At 56.1% G+C, this 16,856-nt stretch carries 16 protein-coding genes; 2 read left to right on the plus strand and 14 right to left on the minus strand.

The features are described from left to right. Positions 1 to 14: 14 nt before the first annotated feature. Entirely contained in the window at positions 15 to 1,340 is a 1,326-nt protein-coding gene (locus EG886_RS11670) for a helix-turn-helix domain-containing protein (RefSeq protein WP_124728298.1), read from the minus strand. A 497-nt stretch (positions 1,341 to 1,837) separates the two neighbouring features. Here EG886_RS11670 and EG886_RS11675 point away from each other — a divergent pair, with 497 nt between their 5' ends. Beyond that, positions 1,838 to 2,551 carry a hypothetical protein gene (locus tag EG886_RS11675; protein ID WP_124728299.1) on the plus strand — a complete coding sequence of 238 codons (714 nt, stop codon included), beginning with the start codon at positions 1,838 to 1,840 and terminating at the stop codon, positions 2,549 to 2,551. Positions 2,552 to 2,639: 88 nt separating this feature from the next. On the opposite strand, the gene EG886_RS11680 is transcribed toward EG886_RS11675, so the two are convergent. From EG886_RS11680 to EG886_RS11690, 3 genes are all read right to left on the minus strand, one after another. Then, positions 2,640 to 3,647: a helix-turn-helix transcriptional regulator gene (locus EG886_RS11680; RefSeq protein WP_124728300.1), complete on the minus strand. Its 1,008-nt coding sequence runs from the start codon at positions 3,645 to 3,647 to the stop codon at positions 2,640 to 2,642. A 228-nt stretch (positions 3,648 to 3,875) separates the two neighbouring features. After that, on the minus strand, positions 3,876 to 6,251 hold the full coding sequence (locus tag EG886_RS11685; RefSeq protein WP_124728301.1) for a DEAD/DEAH box helicase family protein: 2,376 nt from the start codon (positions 6,249 to 6,251) through the stop codon (positions 3,876 to 3,878). Beyond that, positions 6,251 to 6,574, minus strand: coding sequence for a nucleoside triphosphate pyrophosphohydrolase (locus EG886_RS11690; RefSeq protein WP_124728302.1), 324 nt, complete (start codon positions 6,572 to 6,574; stop codon positions 6,251 to 6,253). Before EG886_RS11690 ends, EG886_RS11685 begins: the two co-directional genes overlap by 1 nt. 211 nt (positions 6,575 to 6,785) lie before the next feature. On the opposite strand from EG886_RS11690, the gene EG886_RS11695 reads away from it, so the two are divergent. Beyond that, the gene (locus EG886_RS11695; protein WP_124728303.1) at positions 6,786 to 7,310 is read left to right on the plus strand and encodes a YfiT family bacillithiol transferase; all 525 of its coding nucleotides are present in this window, start codon (positions 6,786 to 6,788) and stop codon (positions 7,308 to 7,310) included. A gap of 44 nt (positions 7,311 to 7,354) precedes the next feature. Here the strand turns inward: EG886_RS11695 and EG886_RS11700 are convergent, their stop codons facing one another. The 10 genes from EG886_RS11700 to rbsK form a co-directional block, all read right to left on the minus strand. Further along, on the minus strand, positions 7,355 to 8,068 hold the full coding sequence (locus tag EG886_RS11700; protein WP_164491824.1) for a ComEA family DNA-binding protein: 714 nt from the start codon (positions 8,066 to 8,068) through the stop codon (positions 7,355 to 7,357). Beyond that, positions 8,061 to 8,771 (minus strand): 4Fe-4S single cluster domain-containing protein, encoded by a 711-nt coding sequence (locus EG886_RS11705; RefSeq protein WP_124728305.1) that lies wholly within the window; start codon positions 8,769 to 8,771, stop codon positions 8,061 to 8,063. The genes EG886_RS11700 and EG886_RS11705 overlap by 8 nt, the downstream gene beginning before the upstream one ends. Beyond that, positions 8,731 to 8,943 carry a DUF2997 domain-containing protein gene (locus EG886_RS11710; RefSeq protein WP_124728306.1) on the minus strand — a complete coding sequence of 71 codons (213 nt, stop codon included), beginning with the start codon at positions 8,941 to 8,943 and terminating at the stop codon, positions 8,731 to 8,733. Before EG886_RS11710 ends, EG886_RS11705 begins: the two co-directional genes overlap by 41 nt. Beyond that, positions 8,943 to 9,386: a hypothetical protein gene (locus tag EG886_RS11715; protein ID WP_124728307.1), complete on the minus strand. Its 444-nt coding sequence runs from the start codon at positions 9,384 to 9,386 to the stop codon at positions 8,943 to 8,945. Before EG886_RS11715 ends, EG886_RS11710 begins: the two co-directional genes overlap by 1 nt. Positions 9,387 to 9,401: 15 nt before the next feature. Beyond that, positions 9,402 to 11,051 (minus strand): AAA family ATPase, encoded by a 1,650-nt coding sequence (locus EG886_RS11720; protein WP_124728308.1) that lies wholly within the window; start codon positions 11,049 to 11,051, stop codon positions 9,402 to 9,404. A gap of 140 nt (positions 11,052 to 11,191) precedes the next feature. Next, complete coding sequence (locus EG886_RS11725; protein ID WP_124728776.1) at positions 11,192 to 11,530, minus strand: DUF2085 domain-containing protein; 339 nt, start codon at positions 11,528 to 11,530, stop codon at positions 11,192 to 11,194. A 359-nt stretch (positions 11,531 to 11,889) separates the two neighbouring features. Then, positions 11,890 to 12,828: a ribose ABC transporter substrate-binding protein RbsB gene (rbsB, locus tag EG886_RS11730; RefSeq protein WP_124728309.1), complete on the minus strand. Its 939-nt coding sequence runs from the start codon at positions 12,826 to 12,828 to the stop codon at positions 11,890 to 11,892. A 238-nt stretch (positions 12,829 to 13,066) separates the two neighbouring features. Next, on the minus strand, positions 13,067 to 13,951 hold the full coding sequence (locus tag EG886_RS11735; protein WP_124728777.1) for an ABC transporter permease: 885 nt from the start codon (positions 13,949 to 13,951) through the stop codon (positions 13,067 to 13,069). A 71-nt stretch (positions 13,952 to 14,022) separates the two neighbouring features. After that, complete coding sequence (locus tag EG886_RS11740; protein ID WP_124728310.1) at positions 14,023 to 15,522, minus strand: sugar ABC transporter ATP-binding protein; 1,500 nt, start codon at positions 15,520 to 15,522, stop codon at positions 14,023 to 14,025. 133 nt (positions 15,523 to 15,655) lie between these two features. Next, a complete protein-coding gene (rbsK, locus tag EG886_RS11745; RefSeq protein WP_124728311.1) occupies positions 15,656 to 16,582 on the minus strand; it encodes a ribokinase in 927 nt (308 codons plus the stop codon). Between the last annotated feature and the right edge of the window lie 274 nt (positions 16,583 to 16,856).

The raw sequence follows: 16,856 nt of genomic DNA on the forward strand, positions 1-16,856 counted from the left end.
GTTTCCGCAAGTATTCATCCGATGAGGAACTCATCATGCGGCATTTCCTTCTGGATGCGATACATCTGCTCGGTCGCGGATTTGAATCCTTCCAAGTCCCCCATTTGCTCGTGGCACTCGGCCAGTTCGTAAAAGCCGATGTACGCCTTTTGACGGAACTTGTGTTTAAGGGCCACCTGCACGGCGCGCTGGAAGTGTTCGACGGCATCCGCATAATGCTTCATCCGCTTCATCAGCTGTCCCATCATCAAAAGAGCCGTGATCAGGGTCTGGGTGTCCCCCAACTTCTCTGCCCAATCAAGCGCTTGCTTCAAAATGTCTCTGGCCTGGTCCAGTTTTCCCTCCAGCAGGTACACGTTGCCGAGCGAACACCAGGCGCGAACCACTTCCTGCTTGTTGGACACGTAATCGGACAGCTCCAGCACGAACGAGAAGCAGGTTTCCGCCTCTTCAAGTTGCTTGATCTCCATGTAAGCGGTTCCCAAAGTGACCCACAGGGCAAACATTTCTTCATAGTCCCTGCCGTTCACCGTCTGCAGGATGCCTTCCCGCGCATAGCGGATCGCGTCGTGGTGCATTCTCATGCGCCGGAGCAGCTCCGCCTTCAGCGCGTACATCCGCAAAACCAGCTCCCGGTTCTGAATCTCGTGGATCTTCGGCCACAGCTCATCCAGTCCGCGAAGCGCCTCTTCGGTTCTTCCCAGCTTCTCCATGCACGTCATGCGCGCCACGAGAAGGAGATATCTCACCTGCTCGGCATCCGTGGCGTTCTGGACGGATTCCATGCCCTTGTCCAGATAGCGGAGGGCTTGCTCCCAGTCCCCGTTGATCATCCGGCAATCGGCCAGCGCGTGGTAACTGACCGCTTCGAGATGGTTTTTCGGGGAGTAGGGATCCTGGTAGGACAGGCGGATGGCCTCACTGAATTCCCGCTCGGCCTTGCGCCAGTCTTTCTTGTGCTTGAAGATCTTCCCTTTCAGGAAATGCACGGTCGCCTGGTGGCGCGAAAACGACTCGTCGGAAATGTCGGACAAGAATGCCTGAGCCCGTTGGATGTTCCCGAGCTGAATCAGCGTTTCGACCGCCGTGAACCGGACTTGCATGCTCTCCAGGCTCTCGCTGTCCTTTTCTATCATGTCTGGAATTTCATCCAGCTCCAATCCCAGCTTGCTCATCAAATATAAAACTTTTTCTTTATTCACATGAGGAACACCGCGTTCGATGTTGCTGATTGTCGCCGTCGAAATGTGCTCGTCTGACAGATCCTCCAGCCTGAGGCCGCGCTCTTTCCTTGTTTTGCGGATAAATTTGCCAATCTCGTTCATCTCGAGAATGTTCATTGGCAATCTCCCTTTCGGAATACTTGTTAATTCCTATATTACTTCACGAATTAATTTTTTTAAAGGAATTCTCCGTAATTTATTTACATATTTCGGAAAGAAAATTTTGGTATGAACGAAACTTTATGATATCTGAAAAAATATGAAGCCTACCATTCCTGATGACAAAGGAGACGCGAATCGGCGGACTTCCGATCGCCCGGCGGCAGCTCATTTCCGGTCCGGTTCGGATCGCCACCCCCGGAGGGGGCTGCCGGTTTGGTCAGACCACCCGGAAAGAAATCCGTCCAACCATCCAAACCGCTTACGGCGGCCTCATGAGCCCGGACTCCCGGAAACGGACGAAACCGTTCCCGGCGCCGGTTCCTGCCGTTCGCATCGGCCAAATCAATTCAAATTTTTAAAAATCAGTATAATAAAAAACAGGCCGGTTGACAAGCGGAAGATCCTTCAAATTATGATATCAATGTTAAAAAACCGGGTGACTCATCCCTCCTTTGAGCTTATTCTTTCTACACTCCCGGCTGTCTGTTCCTTCTTCCTTCATTAAATCCCCAGAAAAAAAGCCATTTATTCGCTTCCCGAAAATCATGAGCTTACAAACAGTCAGAAACTTCCTGTTCGACAAGATCGGGCAAACCCCCTGTTGTTTCCGGATTTTCCGCATTCACCGGAAAACGGCGAAAATCCTGCAGGAAAGAGATATATTATATCATTTTATCATTCTGTTTCGATCTACAATTTTATCCAAAATTCAACAACCCTTTGTCCGAATTTGTCGATGTCAACATCCCGCCGAACGAGGCCCGAATCCATTCCCAACCATGGGACAGAACCGTCTTTTTTGCCATTGCAATCCCAAACCCTTGACGATTTTTCGGCAAATCCCTCCCTCCTCTTCTACCCGTTCATCCGGTCATGATATATTGACTTTTGTTGATATGAAGATAAAGGCGGGAATGATCATCAAGCAACCGGATTTGGATCGTATCGAAGAACAGAGCAAAAACCCCATGGTCAAACAGTACGGGATCACCTGGACGCTGTACAAATGCGAAACCTGCCGGCACCTGGAGGATACCGGCAAAAGTTTTCGATGCAGTCATCACTCCGGAAGGCATTGGCCTACCTGGGATGCCTGCGGACTGTATGTACCGAAACATCCCCCCCTTCCGTTTCCGGATGAGGAGGATGAAGAAAATCCGGAGTGATCCCCATCCATCCCGGACTTCGCTCCCGGACTCTCCGGGGGCGTACTCCCATGCTCCTTCTCATGAAAACGCTTACATGTTTTTGGCGTCACGAGTGGTATTTCCGGTACAACTTCTCCGTTTCCGCTCTCACCTGCTCGACCAACTCCGACGGTTCCAACACTTTCACCCGGGATCCCCAGGTCAGGATCCAGTTGATCAACCCTTGGCTCACCTTGGCTTTGACTTTCAGCACGAATCGGTGCCCTTCCCGCGGCTCCACGTTCACATCCATCCCGAACCGGTCAAACACCATGTTGAGAAAATCGTTTCGTTCATTGTCCTCAAATTCGAGCTTCACCACTTTTTCCTCTCCGTTGAACATGTGGAACGATGTCCGGACATACTCCCCGATATTCAGCGGTTTCGGTTCGAACGACTTCTCCCCGACGATCTGCACGTTGTCCATCCGGTCCACCCGGAAGTGGCGAAAATCCGGTTCATTCAGATATTCGGCAACCAGATAGTATTTGTTCTCCCACCAAACAAGCGCATACGGACGGGCCACGTAGAACCGGCCTTCCTGATGATAATGGAACTTCTTGTCCGGCCCGTACTTTCCGTACCGGAAACGGACCTCTTTCCGTTCATTGATGGCCGTGTACAGGGTGTCAATGAAATACTTGAGCTTGCGGTTGCGGGTTCTCGGCACATAATCCATCAACTTGCAAGGTTCCTTCAACTTTTTCGCCTCATGAATGCTCACCGGCTCCAGCAAGCGGTCGATCAGGTCCATCGCGTCACCTTTTGTGATGAACATCGAAAACATGATGGCGTCGATCAGCATGCGCAACTGATATGTCTCAAAATTGCGTTCATTCAGCCAATATTCATTGGCCCCGTTGTTCCCCCGCTGCTGCCACAGGATGTCATAGCCTGCCTCGACCAGCGTGTGGATGTCCGACTCCAGCGCCTTCTTCCCCGGCAACTCATCCGTCAGAAGCTCATGCTTCAGCTTCTGTGCGATTTCCTTGAGCGTCAGCCTGTGTTCCGGATCCGTGTCCCTCTCCAGAATCCTCAGTACCTTCAACATGCGAAGTTTTCCACTGTACTCCATGTCATCCTCCGTGAAAATGTTTCTGGTATCTTTTCTTTCTGTATTCTGATTCGAAGTGAGCGGCTGTTTTTTGTTCAGCAAGTGCTTTTTTACAAGAAAAAACCCCCGGGCCGGGGGGATCAATTGTCTGAGAAGCGTGATTTCAGAGGTTTGGCAGTGTTTTTGACAAAACGACGAAAAACGGCATGCGGCATTCGGTGAGACATCTTTTTGAAGACATTTTGTTTGTCAGGATTCCTGCGGGCTTCCTTTTTCGAAATATGCGTGCAACCGGTATTCACAAATCTCTTTGATGATCGCGTGCAGTTCCGGTGAACGAATCTCCCGGTATCCGCTTGCGAAAAAACGGTCTCCTTCCAGCAAAAAAAGTCCGTTTGCGGAACCGGCCCATTTGGTCATGGGCATGTGTTTGATCAACCGGGCCACTTTCTTTTCGTCGTAGCCAAGCGACAACTCTTTGTTCCCCAGAATATCCTTCTTCTTTCGGTAAGGGACCTCTTCCAGCCAATGATAAAAGGAAGGCGCGGCTTCACTTGCCGAAATGGGTTCGGCCCATCTTTGCGCGCCGCGATCCAACATCACCTTGAGCAACACCATCTTGTAGCTTCTTGACATCGAAGTGGTTTCCACATTCCGGATCAGTTCCCGGTATGCATTCACCGCCTCCGATTCGGCCGGAGACAGTTCACCCATGAATTCCAAAAACTCGGCGTATGATTTCCATTCCGATTTGTACCCTCTCACATCTTCCCAACCGTGCAGGTGCAACTCCAGATAAGTGGGTCTTCTTCCCAGCCGATATTTCACATCCTGATAACTCTGGATCAAACGACGTTTTCGAAGAGGGAGATCATTGTCATACCGGGAGATCAGATCGATCGATCGGGTGTCCAGTTCAAACAGGCACGCTTCGGGGAGCGATGCCACAAAACGCGTTTTTCCCTTTTTCCGTTCCAGGTCCCCGAACAGGCGCAACTTCATTTCCAGGTTGCGATAATTCCCGATCAGGTCAATGACCTGACAATATTCTTTGCCCGGCGCTTTGCGAAGACCTCGCCCCAATTGTTGCAAAAACACCGCCATGGATTGCGTCGGACGAACAAACAACAACGTGTCAACCGACGGTATGTCCACGCCTTCGTTGAACAGATTCACCGCGAAAATCACGTCGATGCGGCCTTCCTCCAGCTGCCGGATCGCCTCCTGACGATCGGTTCGATGGTCTCCGCACAACGCAACGGTCTTGAACCCGCGTTGATTGAAATGATCCGACAGATATCGGGCCTGACGAATGGATCCGCAAAAAGCCAGCGTCCGCGTCTGTCTGAATTCCAGCCACTTGCGGAAGATTTTCTCCGCCATCTCTTGCTGAATGAATGCCTGTTCCCATTGATATGGATCGTATTGACCATTGACATACCGGATTTTCCGGTAATCGATCTCATCATACACGCCCTGATATCGGAAGGGGGACAAGAATCCTCTTTGGATCGCTTCCGTAAAATCGATCCGGTAAGCCACGTTGTTGTCACACAACGCATACACATTTCCTCCGTCCAACCGGTCGGGAGTGGCGGTGATGCCCAGCAAGAAACGCGGCCGGAAATGATTGATCACTTTTTGATAGGTCTTCGCCGCCGCGTGATGGAATTCATCGATGATCACCAGCTCAAATTCATCGGGATGGAATCGTTCCAAATGATGCTTCATCGACAGCGTTTGGATGGACGCAAACAGAATGTCGGCATCTCGATCTTTTCTGTATCCGTTGTACAATCCGGTCTTCCGGTCCGGTATCACCTTGGTGAACGTTGCCTGCGCCTGCCGGAGAATTTCATCTTGGTGAGCGATGAACAACACTTTGCGGAATTCCATTCGTTGCGCAAAAAATGCGCTCATGTACGTTTTTCCGAGTCCGGTGGCCATGACCACCAAAGCCCGGTCGTACCCTTCTTCCCTGGTGGCGGACAGGGCTTGCAAAGCCTCTTCCTGTATTTCATGGGGCGTGATGGTGATTTCGTGTCGGGGAAGGGGGTCCTCTTCGCTCAAAACCAAGGGATCTTCTTCCGGCCACACTTCGGGATGAATCTTGTGAAACGAAGCGTATTCTTCCTTGTACTCCCGAATGGTTTCCGGATTGACATCCACCGTTCGGTCATCGTGAAACACATCCATGAATGCTTCCATGGCTTTCTCGAAAACAGCGGGATCCACATCCCGATCAACGGACAGATTCCATTCCACACCTGTTTTCAACGCACTCGCCGACAAATTGGAAGATCCGATGATCATCAAACCGTTGTCATGTGTTCGGAACAAATAGGCCTTGGGATGGAAGGACCGGTTTCCGGAACGGAACAGCCGAAACTCCACCCCCGGAATGGCATGCAATACCTCCAATGCATCCGGAGAGGTGACATACAAATAATCACCGGTGCATATCTTGATGTCCGCTCCCCGCCCGGAAGCCTGTCTGAGCGGTTCGGCCAGAAGATGTGCCCCCGATTTGAGAATGAAAGAAGTCAACATATAGATGGAAGATGACTGGTGGATCGCTTCGATCAATTGATCATACAATCCGGAGGTTGACAGACGAATTCCCATCAGTCCGTCACCTCCACCAGAAACAATTTCCGATCAAATCCTCCGCGCTTGCTCAACTTGTCTCTGCGGATCTTCTCCAATTCTTCCATGGTTGCACCGTGACATTCCGCCAGTGCATGAATCAACTCAAGCAAATCCGCAAGCTCTTCAAGGGACTCCCTGTCATTTTTCGCAGCCTCATACTCCGCCAATTCTTCGTGCAACTTCTTCCGGGCTTCTCTTTGGAATTCCTCGTCACCGAGTACCCGGGTGATCGCCTTTTTCCCGGAAGCCTCAATGATTTCCGGAATGCGGTCCCGAATCAATTTTTCATATACGGGCATGTGAACGCCTCCAATGATGTACTCTCGTGAATTTACGGTTTCATGATAAGAATTCGTGATTCGGGGAAAATTTGTGGTCCACCCTCACTAGTCCAGCGACATTCTCAAAAAAACAATCAACGCAAGAGTTGAACGATTGCAGGAGCATGCCAACCGTCCCGCCAATAAACAGTATCAGGAACAAAAATTCTCGTTCTCCGGAGGTCATCCCATGGACGACTTGCGCTCCCCGATCGGTCCGTACGTGGAACCGTCCCGATTGACGGAAGAGGAGATCAGCCGACTCATCGAAAGGATGGACGACATTCCCGCCAAGCTGGAGCAGGCAGTGTTCGGTCTGAACGAAGAGCAATTGGACACGCCGTATCGGCCGGGCGGCTGGACGTTGCGTCAAGTGGCTCATCACGTGGCGGACAGCAACTTGAACGTGTTTCTCCGCTTCAAATTTGCCCTGACGGAAGAAAACCCCCGAATCATGCCGTTCCCGGAGGATTTGTGGGCCGAACTGCCGGACAGCCGGATGCCGGTCGAACCATCCATCCGATTGCTGAAGGGGCTGCATGAACGATTGACCGTTCTGCTGAAATCCATGGAATACAAGGATTTCGCGCGCACGTACCATCATCCGGATCTCAAGCGGGAGATCCGGTTGGACAAGGTCCTGGACATGTATGTCTGGCACAGCGAGCATCATCTTGCGCAGATCACCCGATTTCGGGAACGGATGGGCTGGTGAATGCGAAAACAGCCGACTCGTGAAGAGTCGGCTGAAACTTTTGATCAGAAATCGACCAGACGTCCTCTTTGTCCAGCGGAAGCATCCGGGGCTTCGATGTCCTGCCCTTGCGGCTTTCCGACCGTCGCCAGTTTTTTCAGCCGCACCCTGATGTGAGGCTTCAATTCGAGGCTGTCGGCAAAATCGTCCACGGAGGTAAAGCCGCCCTTCTCCAGCCGCTTTCTGACGGCCAGTTTGGCCAGGATCAGGTTCATGCCCGGGAGGGTGGCCAGTTCTTCCTCGGAGGCGGTGTTCAGATCCACGAGGCCGGACGGCTGAGAAGAATCCGGAACGGAAGGATTCGCGGAAGGAGATGTTCGCGAATCCGGCCCGACGGACGGTGCGGATCGCTTTCCTTCATACTCCCGGAGAATCTGTTTCCTCAGATCCTCCAACTCTCGATTTATGATTTGATTCCGATACCGGAGACGCTCCAGGTATTCACGACGGATCAACATCGCATGGATGATCGAAACAGGCCACAGCGCAACCGCCACTCCCGCAGCAAGATCCATGTACACATCGCTCAGTACCCCTTCACTGATCATCATCACGACAAAGGGAATGGCGTACCCGATACCGGCCAGCACCCACTTGCGCTGCCTGACCCTGATTCCGATGTAAAAGAATGAGACCCAGTTCAAAATTCCCAATGTGAACAGTGCCCAGCCCATCCACAGGGAGTTCCAAAGCTCCCAGTACTTGCTCTCCTCATTCATCGGCTTTCCCCTTCTTGGGTGGAGATTCTCGTTCCAATTCCAGTTCTTCGAGCAATTCCTGCAAGGCATCCATGTCGGCCACTCCGTTCAAGGTGACGATCCCGCCCCGCTCCAGACGGATTTCCAACCGGTTCCGATGGCGCCCGAGTTCCGGTTTCAAAAAGGCGTACCTGTCCGTGAGAAAATGGATCCGCTGATTGGAAGAGCCCACCCAGGGACGGCTGACATCCGCTTTCTCCCGCATGAACGGACCGTCCAGCAAAATGTCCGTCACGCCCAGCAATGCGTGCCAGTCCGGACGGGAAGCGGCCCTCAGTTCTTCCAACCGGTAACCCGAATAGGTCACCACCGACATTCCCCGATGTTTCAGCATCCGCCCCAATGCAGCCAGAGGAGCCGCCTGGTCGAACGGCTCTCCCCCGGCAAACGTCACCCCTTCCACCTCCGGCCCTTCAAGGATCCGCCGTGCCAGCTCCCCGACGGTCACCGTTTCCCCGCCGTTCGGGGACCAGGTCCAGGGGACCGCGCAACCCGGACAGCGGATGGAACACCCCTGCACCCAGATGCACGCCCGGATGCCGGGACCTTCCGCGCGGGTCTTCGGAAGAAAGCGATGCAGGCGGAGGGTGAGGTCTCCCCCCGCTCCTTGCCCCGTCCAGGCATCAGTCCTCGCGGAGCCGCTGCTGTTGTTCGGTTTGCTCATGAACCTCTTCCTCTTCGTAATATTCCGGCGTGAAATCGGAATCCACCGTCTCCGCTTCGAGCAGCTCTTCCAGAATCCCGATGTAATCCGTGCAGCGCTTTCCCTTGACTCCCTCGACCTCGGCCTGGATGGTTCCGTCGGGGAACAGCCGGATCTTTACCCGCTTTTTCATCACGGTCCCCCCTGCACCGTATAGGTCAGCACGATGGAGTGATCTTCCTGCACTTCTTCCGACTCCAGTTCCAATCCGCGGGTGGATGCCCGTTCTTTCAATCTCCGGTAGACCTGCTCCTGCAGGAGAAGGGTGTACTCTTCCTGGATCAGGGAGACCAGTTCGGCGGCTTCTTCCTCCGTCCAATCTCCGACAAACCGGAAATCGTGAGTTCGGGATTCATCGTTCAGGTGAATGGTCAACTGTTTGTCCGGACCGCCCTCCACCTTCAGGACCCCGTCCTTCTCTTCCACCGCCCATCCCGCGCGGACCAGGGATTTGTTGAGGAGATCCCTGTTTTTCATGCGGGTTCCCAGCACCAGTTCCCGTTGCTCCGTTTTTCTGGTTTCCAGCATCCCGGCGGCAGCCATTGCCACGGGAACCAAGACCACCATGACCCCCATTCGGATCCCTCCGTCTCAAAAATCGATGGTTCTGCCGCCGCGGATTCCCCGCACGTCTTCGCCGGGAACCGGAGCAGTCGGCGAAATGCCCTGACCGGGAGCATAATCCTTCATGTCTTCCGGGGCGGTGGCGGCGACGGCCCGGACATTGGCCCACTCCCGGATGGCCCGGATTTGCTCCGCCTGAGTGACCGACAAGGGCACCATTTGGCGAATCGCTTTTTCGAAGTCATCCAAACGGACGCTCCGCTCCTCCGAAAACGCTTCGAACAGTCCGGCAATCACGGCCTGTTCCAGCTCCGCGCCCACGAATCCTTCGGTGAGCCGGGCCAGATGATCCAGCACTTCCTCCGTCACCTGAAAGGAGCCTGTCACCTTCGGATCCTGAAGACGCTTGCGAAGATGTACGGAAAAGATGTCCTTTCGCTCGCGGTGTGTGGGCAAATCGACAAAGAAGATCTCGTCAAACCTTCCTTTTCGGAGCAGCTCCGGCGGAAGACGGTCGATGTTGTTGGCCGTGGCCACCACGAACACCGGCGATGTCTTTTCCTGCATCCAGGTGAGAAACGTGCCGAACACCCGGGCAGACACCCCGCCGTCCCCGCCGATTCCGAGTCCGCCGAAGCCTTTTTCGATCTCGTCAATCCAGAGCACGCACGGGGCAATCGCCTCCGCGGTGCGAATCGACTGGCGCATGTTTTCTTCACTGCTGCCCACGATGCCATGGAAAATGCGTCCCAAATCCATTCTCAGCAGCGGCAGGTGCCACATGGCGCTGATCGATTTGGCGATGAGGCTCTTTCCGCAGCCGGGCACTCCGGTGATCAGGACACCTTTGGGCGCCGGAAGACCGTACCGCCTGGCCGATTCGAGCCAGGAGTTGCTCCGCTTTTTCAACCAGCGCTTCAGGTTCTCGAGCCCCCCCACGTCGTTCATGTCCAGGTTGGAGGAGACAAACTCGAGAATGCCGGTCTTCTGGATGATCTGCCGCTTCTCTTCGTGGATGACGTCCACTTCGTCGGCGGTGAGCCGCCCGGTTTGGGCCATGGCCCGGGCAAAGGCGTTTTCGGCCTCTTTCAGCGTAAGGCCCAGGGCCGCTTTCGCCAATCGCTCCTTGTCTTCTTCGGTCAGCGAAATGGTGATGCGTCCCGATTTGCTGTTGACCCTCACCATGTCCGTCAACAGGGCGAGAATATCTTCAAAGGTGGGAAGAGCGAAGTCGAGAAGGGTCACATCCTTGCGCAATTCATCCGGGAGGACCGTCAGCGGGGACACGAAAATGATGCTTTTCGGGGAAACGCTCCGTTTCAGTTCCGCCGCCAGATCCCTCAGTTTGCGGATCAGCAAATGATCGGGACGCGCGCTCCCCGCCCCGAAATAGACGTGAAAATCGCACAACACAAAGACCGACGGCTCCTGAAACTTTCGGATCCATTCGAGTGCTTTCAGAGGAGGCCTCGTTTCTTCGGAACCGGACATTCCCTCGCCGCGAATCCCTTCCGTCGCGGTCCAGACAAACATCTTCCGCGGCGTCCGGATGCGGCGGGCATCCTTGACCAAACCCTTGATCACTTCCAGCACGCGTTCTTCTTCCCAGGTCGGGATGTAAATCAGGGGAAACCTGGCTTTCAACAAACTGGCCAATTGCAGGTCAAATCGGGACATTCAATTCCCTCGATTCCGTCTTTTTGAGATATGATTTCTTAAGATATTATATCAATTTTTCCTGAAACAGACAGTACCCGTGCGGAGTTTTCGAAGCCAGTCGGACCGGCGTTCGCCGGGCCGGACAAGGATCCCGTCCGTCAAGTCACGGTCAGGATCCATGCGGTCAGCGTCCTTGCCCCCCACACGACGAGGATGGACAGCCCCAGTCCGCTGAGCAGACCGGTCACCACCCGCAGGACGTTGGTGCTCTCCCGCCATCCCCATTTCTGGGTGAAACCGTCGATCAGCATCGGAATCTGCAGAAGCAATCCCCACCACCAGGGAAGCGTCGGCAGGAACAAAAGCGGCAAAATGAACAAATACCCCAGCAACATGCTCAAGCACCGGGCACAGATCGGCATCGGCTTCCCGCGAAAGTGCAGGCAACGATCCGGCCGTCGATGACAAGGAACGATCAAGATCATCTCACGAATCAGGTTCACGCAAGTGCCTCCAACGATAAGAATCAGTCACAGTCACCGTCACGGTCGGGTCCGCAATCGCAATCCGCACATGAGTGACGCCTTCTTTGATTCAACTGAACTTCCAAATATCTATTATCCAAAAATGACAGCGCCGAATCACAAAAAAACCGGGTTCCTTTCCCCGGCTCCATCTTCCGGAAACCAACGAACGCACATCCCCGGTGAGACCGGCAGACATCGCTCCGGATTTTCGGTATGGATACCCATTTTCGATAAACACGAATCCCTTTTTGGTTCTTCCCTCCCATCATATTCAATGATCCCCAACAAAAAACTCCGCCCCCATGGGCAGAGTTTCAATTCATTCACTTTCACTTCTTGGTCACCAATTCCACCTGCACCGGGTAATAGGCATCCACTTTTTCTCCCTTCAGCGCCTTGAGTGCCGTTTCCACGGCCATCTTGCCCATGTCGGCGGGTTTCTGGGCGACGGTGGCGGCCAGTTCGCCGGCGTTCACGGCCTTGACGGCGTCTTCGGTGGCGTCGAAGCCGACGATGAGGATTTGCTTTTTGGCGGCTTTGACGGCTTCGAGGGCGCCGAGGGCCATTTCGTCATTGTGGGCGAAGACGGCCTGGATGTCCGGATGGCTTTGCAGGATGTTTTCCATGACGCTCAGTCCCTTGGCGCGGTTGAAATCAGCCGGCTGTTTGGCGACGATCTCCACACCCGGCTTGCCGTCAACGGCCTGGTGGAAGCCTTTGCCACGGTCATGGGCCGCCGAGGTGCCCGCCAGTCCCTCCAGCTCGGCAATTTTGCCCTTGCCGCCCAGTTTCTGCAGGATGAACTCCCCGGCCAATTGGCCGCCGGCCACATTGTCGGAAGCGATGTGCGACAGAATCTTGATGTCCTTGCCTTCCGCGGCGCGGTCCACGGTGATGACCGGGATGCCTGCCTTGTTGGCGGCTTCGACGGCGCTGGATGCCGCCTTGCTGTCCGTCGGGTTGAGCAGGATCAGGTCCACTTTCTTCTGGATCAGGTCTTCGACGTCATTCAGCTGCTTGGCGGTGTCGTCCTGGGCATCGGCGACGACCAGCTCGGCACCGGCCGCCTTGGCCGCCTGTTCGGCCCCGTCTTTCAGTGTGACGAAGAACGGGTTGTTCAACGTGGAGACGGACAGACCGATGGTGATCTTGTCATCGGACGTATTCTGATTTTCCCCGCCCGCCTCCAGGCTGGACTTCGTGGAGCATCCGGTAACCACCAATACGGCGAGAAGGAAGCACAACGCAAACAACCGCAAGCGTTTCACGGGTCAGCACCTCCGCTTTGAATGCCGATAGATTCAGCGGCTGGATCACAAAGAGTTGTTGCATCATGAATCATTCTGCCTCCGCCGCCACGGCGTCCGGCTCACTCCTCGCTGCTGTCCTCCGGGGAGCCAGCGGAAGGACGTGGCCGGTTTCATACATTGCCGTGTCATCGTGTGTCTCACTGCTTTTTAGCTTTTCCGTGACGCGCGACAGCCCGGACCGCATGCGGGATCGGGCTCAGGTCCGCCCCTCCCGTGAACGGTCCAGCAGGACGGCCAACAGGATGACACATCCCTTGACCACCTGTTGATAGAATGATGAGACATCCAGCAGATTCAGCCCGTTGTCCAGCACACCCATGATCATCGCGCCGACGAGGGTGCCAAACATCCATCCCCGGCCGCCGCTCAGGCTGGTCCCCCCGAGCACGGCCGCGGCGATGGCATCCAGTTCGTATCCCATGCCGGCCACGGGCTGGGCGGAGTGGAGCCGGGACGTGAGAATGATCCCGCCAAACGCGGCAAAAAAGCCGCTCATCGTGTAAACCGCCAGCTTGATCCGTTCCGTGCGGATGCCGGAGTACAGGGCCGCTTCCTCATTTCCGCCCACGGCGTAGACATGGCGTCCGAACACGGTGTGCCGGAGAATCATATGAAGGAGCAGACAAAACACGAGCATCCAAACAACAGGGACCGGAATCTCCAGAAAGTACCCCTTGCCCAAGAGGGAAAACACCTCACTGTGGAAGGAAATGGGTTTTCCTTCCGTGAGAACAAGCACCCCGCCCCGGCAAATGGTCATCGTCGCCAGGGTGGCAATGAACGGGGCGATCCGGCCGTACGAGACCAACAAACCGTTGGCGGCACCGAGCAGCACCCCGACGGCCAGACCGGAAAGCGAGGCGGTCAGGGCATCCGTTCCACCGGACAGCAACGTGGCGGTGACGGCTCCGGACATGGCCAGAACCGAACCGACAGACAAGTCGATCCCGCCGGTGAGAATCACCAAGGTCATCCCGAAAGCAAGGAGTGCGTTGATGGAAATCTGGCGCAAGATGTTGAACAGGTTCGTGACGGTCAGGAAATCGGGCGTGACCACCGACAGGACTGCGCAGATCAACATCAGCCCGAGCAGAGGTCCCGTCCGGCGCAGGGAAAAGGAGGACAAAATCTGTTTGTACGTCAGGGCCGGTTTCACCGGGCAATGGCACCTCCGGTCATGGCGGCGAGCACCGCTTCTTTTGATGCTTCATTTGCCGGAAATTCGGCGGTGATCCGGCCGTCCTTCATGGTCAGGATGCGGTCGGCCATCAGCAGGAGTTCTTCCAGGTCGGACGAGATGAGCAAAACGGCGATGCCCGATGCGGCCAACGCTTCCAGCTGCCGGTAAATCTCCGCGCGGGCGGCCACGTCCACGCCGCGGGTCGGTTCATCAAGGATCAGGAGCCTCGGCGGGCGAACGAGCCATTTGCCCAGCACCACCTTTTGCTGGTTTCCGCCGCTGAGCAGGCGGGTTTCCCGGCGGGCGTCCGGAGGATGGATCCGCAGCCGGTGGATCAAATCACCGGATGACCGAACCTCTTCCGGGCCGCGGATCCAGCCCCACCGGGCATGTTCCCCTCCCGCGGCGAGATGCAGGTTTTCTTTCACCGACATGGACAGAACCAGACCCGTTTGTCGGCGATCTTCCGGCACCAGGGCCACTCCGGCGCGGACCGCTTCCGCCGGGTGGGAAAAGGAGACGGGCTTCCCGTCAAGAAGGATCTGCCCGTGGTCCGGACGGTCCACCCCGAACAGCACCCGGGCCAATTCGGTCCGTCCGGAACCGGCCAAACCGGCCAAACCCACGATTTCCCCCGCGTGAATCCGGAAGGAAATGTCGCGCAGCCGGGAGTGCCGCGCCACGTTTTCCATCCTCAGCCGTTCGGGACCGTGCGCTCTCTCCCTGATCCGCCCCATGTCCACCGCCCGGCCCGCCATCTTCCGCACGAGCTCGTCCATCGTGACTTCCGACATCCGGAACGTGCCGGCATGTTCCCCGTCTCTCAGAACCGTGACCCTGTCGGCGATGCGGAACAATTCTTCCATGCGGTGTGAGATGTAAATCATGCCCACACCCCGTTTCTTCAACTCGCCGATCACGGAAAACAGATTCTCGGATTCCTGCCGGTTGAGTGCGGACGTGGGCTCGTCCAGAACGAGAATCCGTGCGTTTGCGGCCAGGGCCCGGGCGATCTCCACCAGCTGTCGCTGCCCCACCGAACAGTGCCACAGCGGCAGATCAGGATCCAGGTCGGCTCCCACCCGCCGCAGCGCCTCTTCCGCCGCTTCACGCATCTTGTCCCGATGGATCCAGCCCCACCGGGCAAAGAGGTGTTCCCGTCCGAGAAAGAGGTTTTCCGCCACGGACAGTTCGGGAACCAGCTGCAATTCCTGGTGAATCACGGCGATCCCGGCGGCGGTGGCGTCCCGGGGATCGCGGATCTCCACGGACGCGCCGGACAACCGGATTTCGCCCGCATCCTTGCGGTGAATGCCGGCGAGTATCTTCATGAGCGTCGATTTGCCCGCCCCGTTCTCCCCCAGCAGGGCATGAACTTCCCCGGGGCAAAGCGTGAAGGAAACCCCTTTGAGAACGGGGGCTCCCTGAAATGACTTGCGAATGTTTTCCAGTTTGAGCAAAGGTTCCGTCATGATGAATCCCCGTTTGATTTCAATCATTCTGTGATCCGTTCATCTCCGGTTCCGGCTTGGTCTCCGGCGACGTTCGGGGATGACCGGATCCCGGCCCACCGTGGGGGGGTGAGTGGCACCGGACGAACCGGGTTCAGTTCTTCCGGCTTTCCAGTTCGTCCACTTCTCTCCGGGAGGGCATGCCGGTCTGCGCCCCGAACCGGGTGACGGCCAGTGAACCCGTGCAGACGGCGAAACGCACGGCGTCCGGCAGCGACCTCCCTTCCGCCAGTGCCACGGCGAGCCCGGCATGGAAGGCGTCCCCGGCGCCGGTGGTGTCGACCACCCGCACTGACCGGCCCGGTTCTGTTCCCCAATGGTCCCGTTCATCCAGGAAGGCCGCTCCGTCCGCTCCAAGCGTGACGACGACCTGCCCCGCTCCCCTTTGCCTGAGCTGCCGCATGGCTTTCGGCAACGCTTTCCCTTCCGCCGGAAGTCCGGTGAGCGTTTCCAGTTCGATGCGGTTCGGACAGATCACATCGGTCAGGGCCAGCAACTCATCGGGCAGTTCACGGACCGGAGCGGGATTGAGCATCACCCGCACCCCTCGCCGTTTGGCCGTCCGTGCGGCAGCGATCACGGTTTCCATCGGGATTTCCAGTTGCAGGAGAACAGCGTCCGCCTCCGCGATCCGGTCTTCATGGGCGGCCACGTCATCCGGTGACAGGCGTCCGTTGGCTCCCGGCACCACGATGATCGAATTGTCCCCGCCCGCCAGCGTGATGCCCGCCACGCCGGAAGGAACATCATCGAGCACCCGGACCGCTGCGGTGTCAACACCGCTTCCCCGGAGGGAGTCCAACAAGGTGTGACCGAACGGGTCTCCGCCCACGACGCCAATCATGTGAACGTCCGCGTCGAGCCGTGCGGCCGCCACTGCCTGATTGGCCCCTTTTCCGCCGGGGATGAACCGCACCGACTCTCCCATCACCGTTTCTCCCATTCGCGGCGGTCGGATTGCTTCGATCACCACGTCCATGTTGATGCTGCCCACCACCACCAGCCTCGGTTTGCGCGACATGCGTTCACCTCCCGGACAAACAATTGCGACCGATCGGTCATATTTATAATTCCGAAAACTATGATAACATATTTTTCTGTTTTTGCAACAATAATGCAGCCCCCTGGATCCGGTAAAACGGATGCCAAACGAGTTTCCCTTTGTGCCGAAAAGGAAATGAGGCCCTTTCCCCAGCATGGTGACCAGAGAGCTCCTGTGAATCCGTTCCGAAGAATTGTCTGTTGGTATCCCCACCTTCCGGACCGCAAACACATCAACAGGCCCGGTGCACATG

It is taken from the genome of Staphylospora marina (assembly GCF_003856495.1).
Taxonomy (GTDB): Bacteria; Bacillota; Bacilli; order Thermoactinomycetales; family Thermoactinomycetaceae; genus Staphylospora; species Staphylospora marina.

Excerpts from the sequence above, each read along its gene's own strand:
- EG886_RS11670 (WP_124728298.1), bottom strand. The coding sequence starts at position 1,340 with ATGAACATTCTCGAGATGAACGAGATTGGCAAATTTATCCGCAAAACA.
- EG886_RS11680 (WP_124728300.1), bottom strand. The coding sequence starts at position 3,647 with ATGGAGTACAGTGGAAAACTTCGCATGTTGAAGGTACTGAGGATTCTG.
- EG886_RS11685 (WP_124728301.1), bottom strand. The coding sequence starts at position 6,251 with ATGGGAATTCGTCTGTCAACCTCCGGATTGTATGATCAATTGATCGAA.
- EG886_RS11690 (WP_124728302.1), bottom strand. The coding sequence starts at position 6,574 with ATGCCCGTATATGAAAAATTGATTCGGGACCGCATTCCGGAAATCATT.
- EG886_RS11695 (WP_124728303.1), top strand. The coding sequence starts at position 6,786 with ATGGACGACTTGCGCTCCCCGATCGGTCCGTACGTGGAACCGTCCCGA.
- EG886_RS11700 (WP_164491824.1), bottom strand. The coding sequence starts at position 8,068 with ATGAATGAGGAGAGCAAGTACTGGGAGCTTTGGAACTCCCTGTGGATG.
- EG886_RS11705 (WP_124728305.1), bottom strand. The coding sequence starts at position 8,771 with ATGAGCAAACCGAACAACAGCAGCGGCTCCGCGAGGACTGATGCCTGG.
- EG886_RS11710 (WP_124728306.1), bottom strand. The coding sequence starts at position 8,943 with ATGAAAAAGCGGGTAAAGATCCGGCTGTTCCCCGACGGAACCATCCAG.
- EG886_RS11715 (WP_124728307.1), bottom strand. The coding sequence starts at position 9,386 with ATGGGGGTCATGGTGGTCTTGGTTCCCGTGGCAATGGCTGCCGCCGGG.
- EG886_RS11720 (WP_124728308.1), bottom strand. The coding sequence starts at position 11,051 with ATGTCCCGATTTGACCTGCAATTGGCCAGTTTGTTGAAAGCCAGGTTT.
- EG886_RS11735 (WP_124728777.1), bottom strand. The coding sequence starts at position 13,951 with ATGTTGATCTGCGCAGTCCTGTCGGTGGTCACGCCCGATTTCCTGACC.
- EG886_RS11740 (WP_124728310.1), bottom strand. The coding sequence starts at position 15,522 with ATGACGGAACCTTTGCTCAAACTGGAAAACATTCGCAAGTCATTTCAG.
- rbsK (WP_124728311.1), bottom strand. The coding sequence starts at position 16,582 with ATGTCGCGCAAACCGAGGCTGGTGGTGGTGGGCAGCATCAACATGGAC.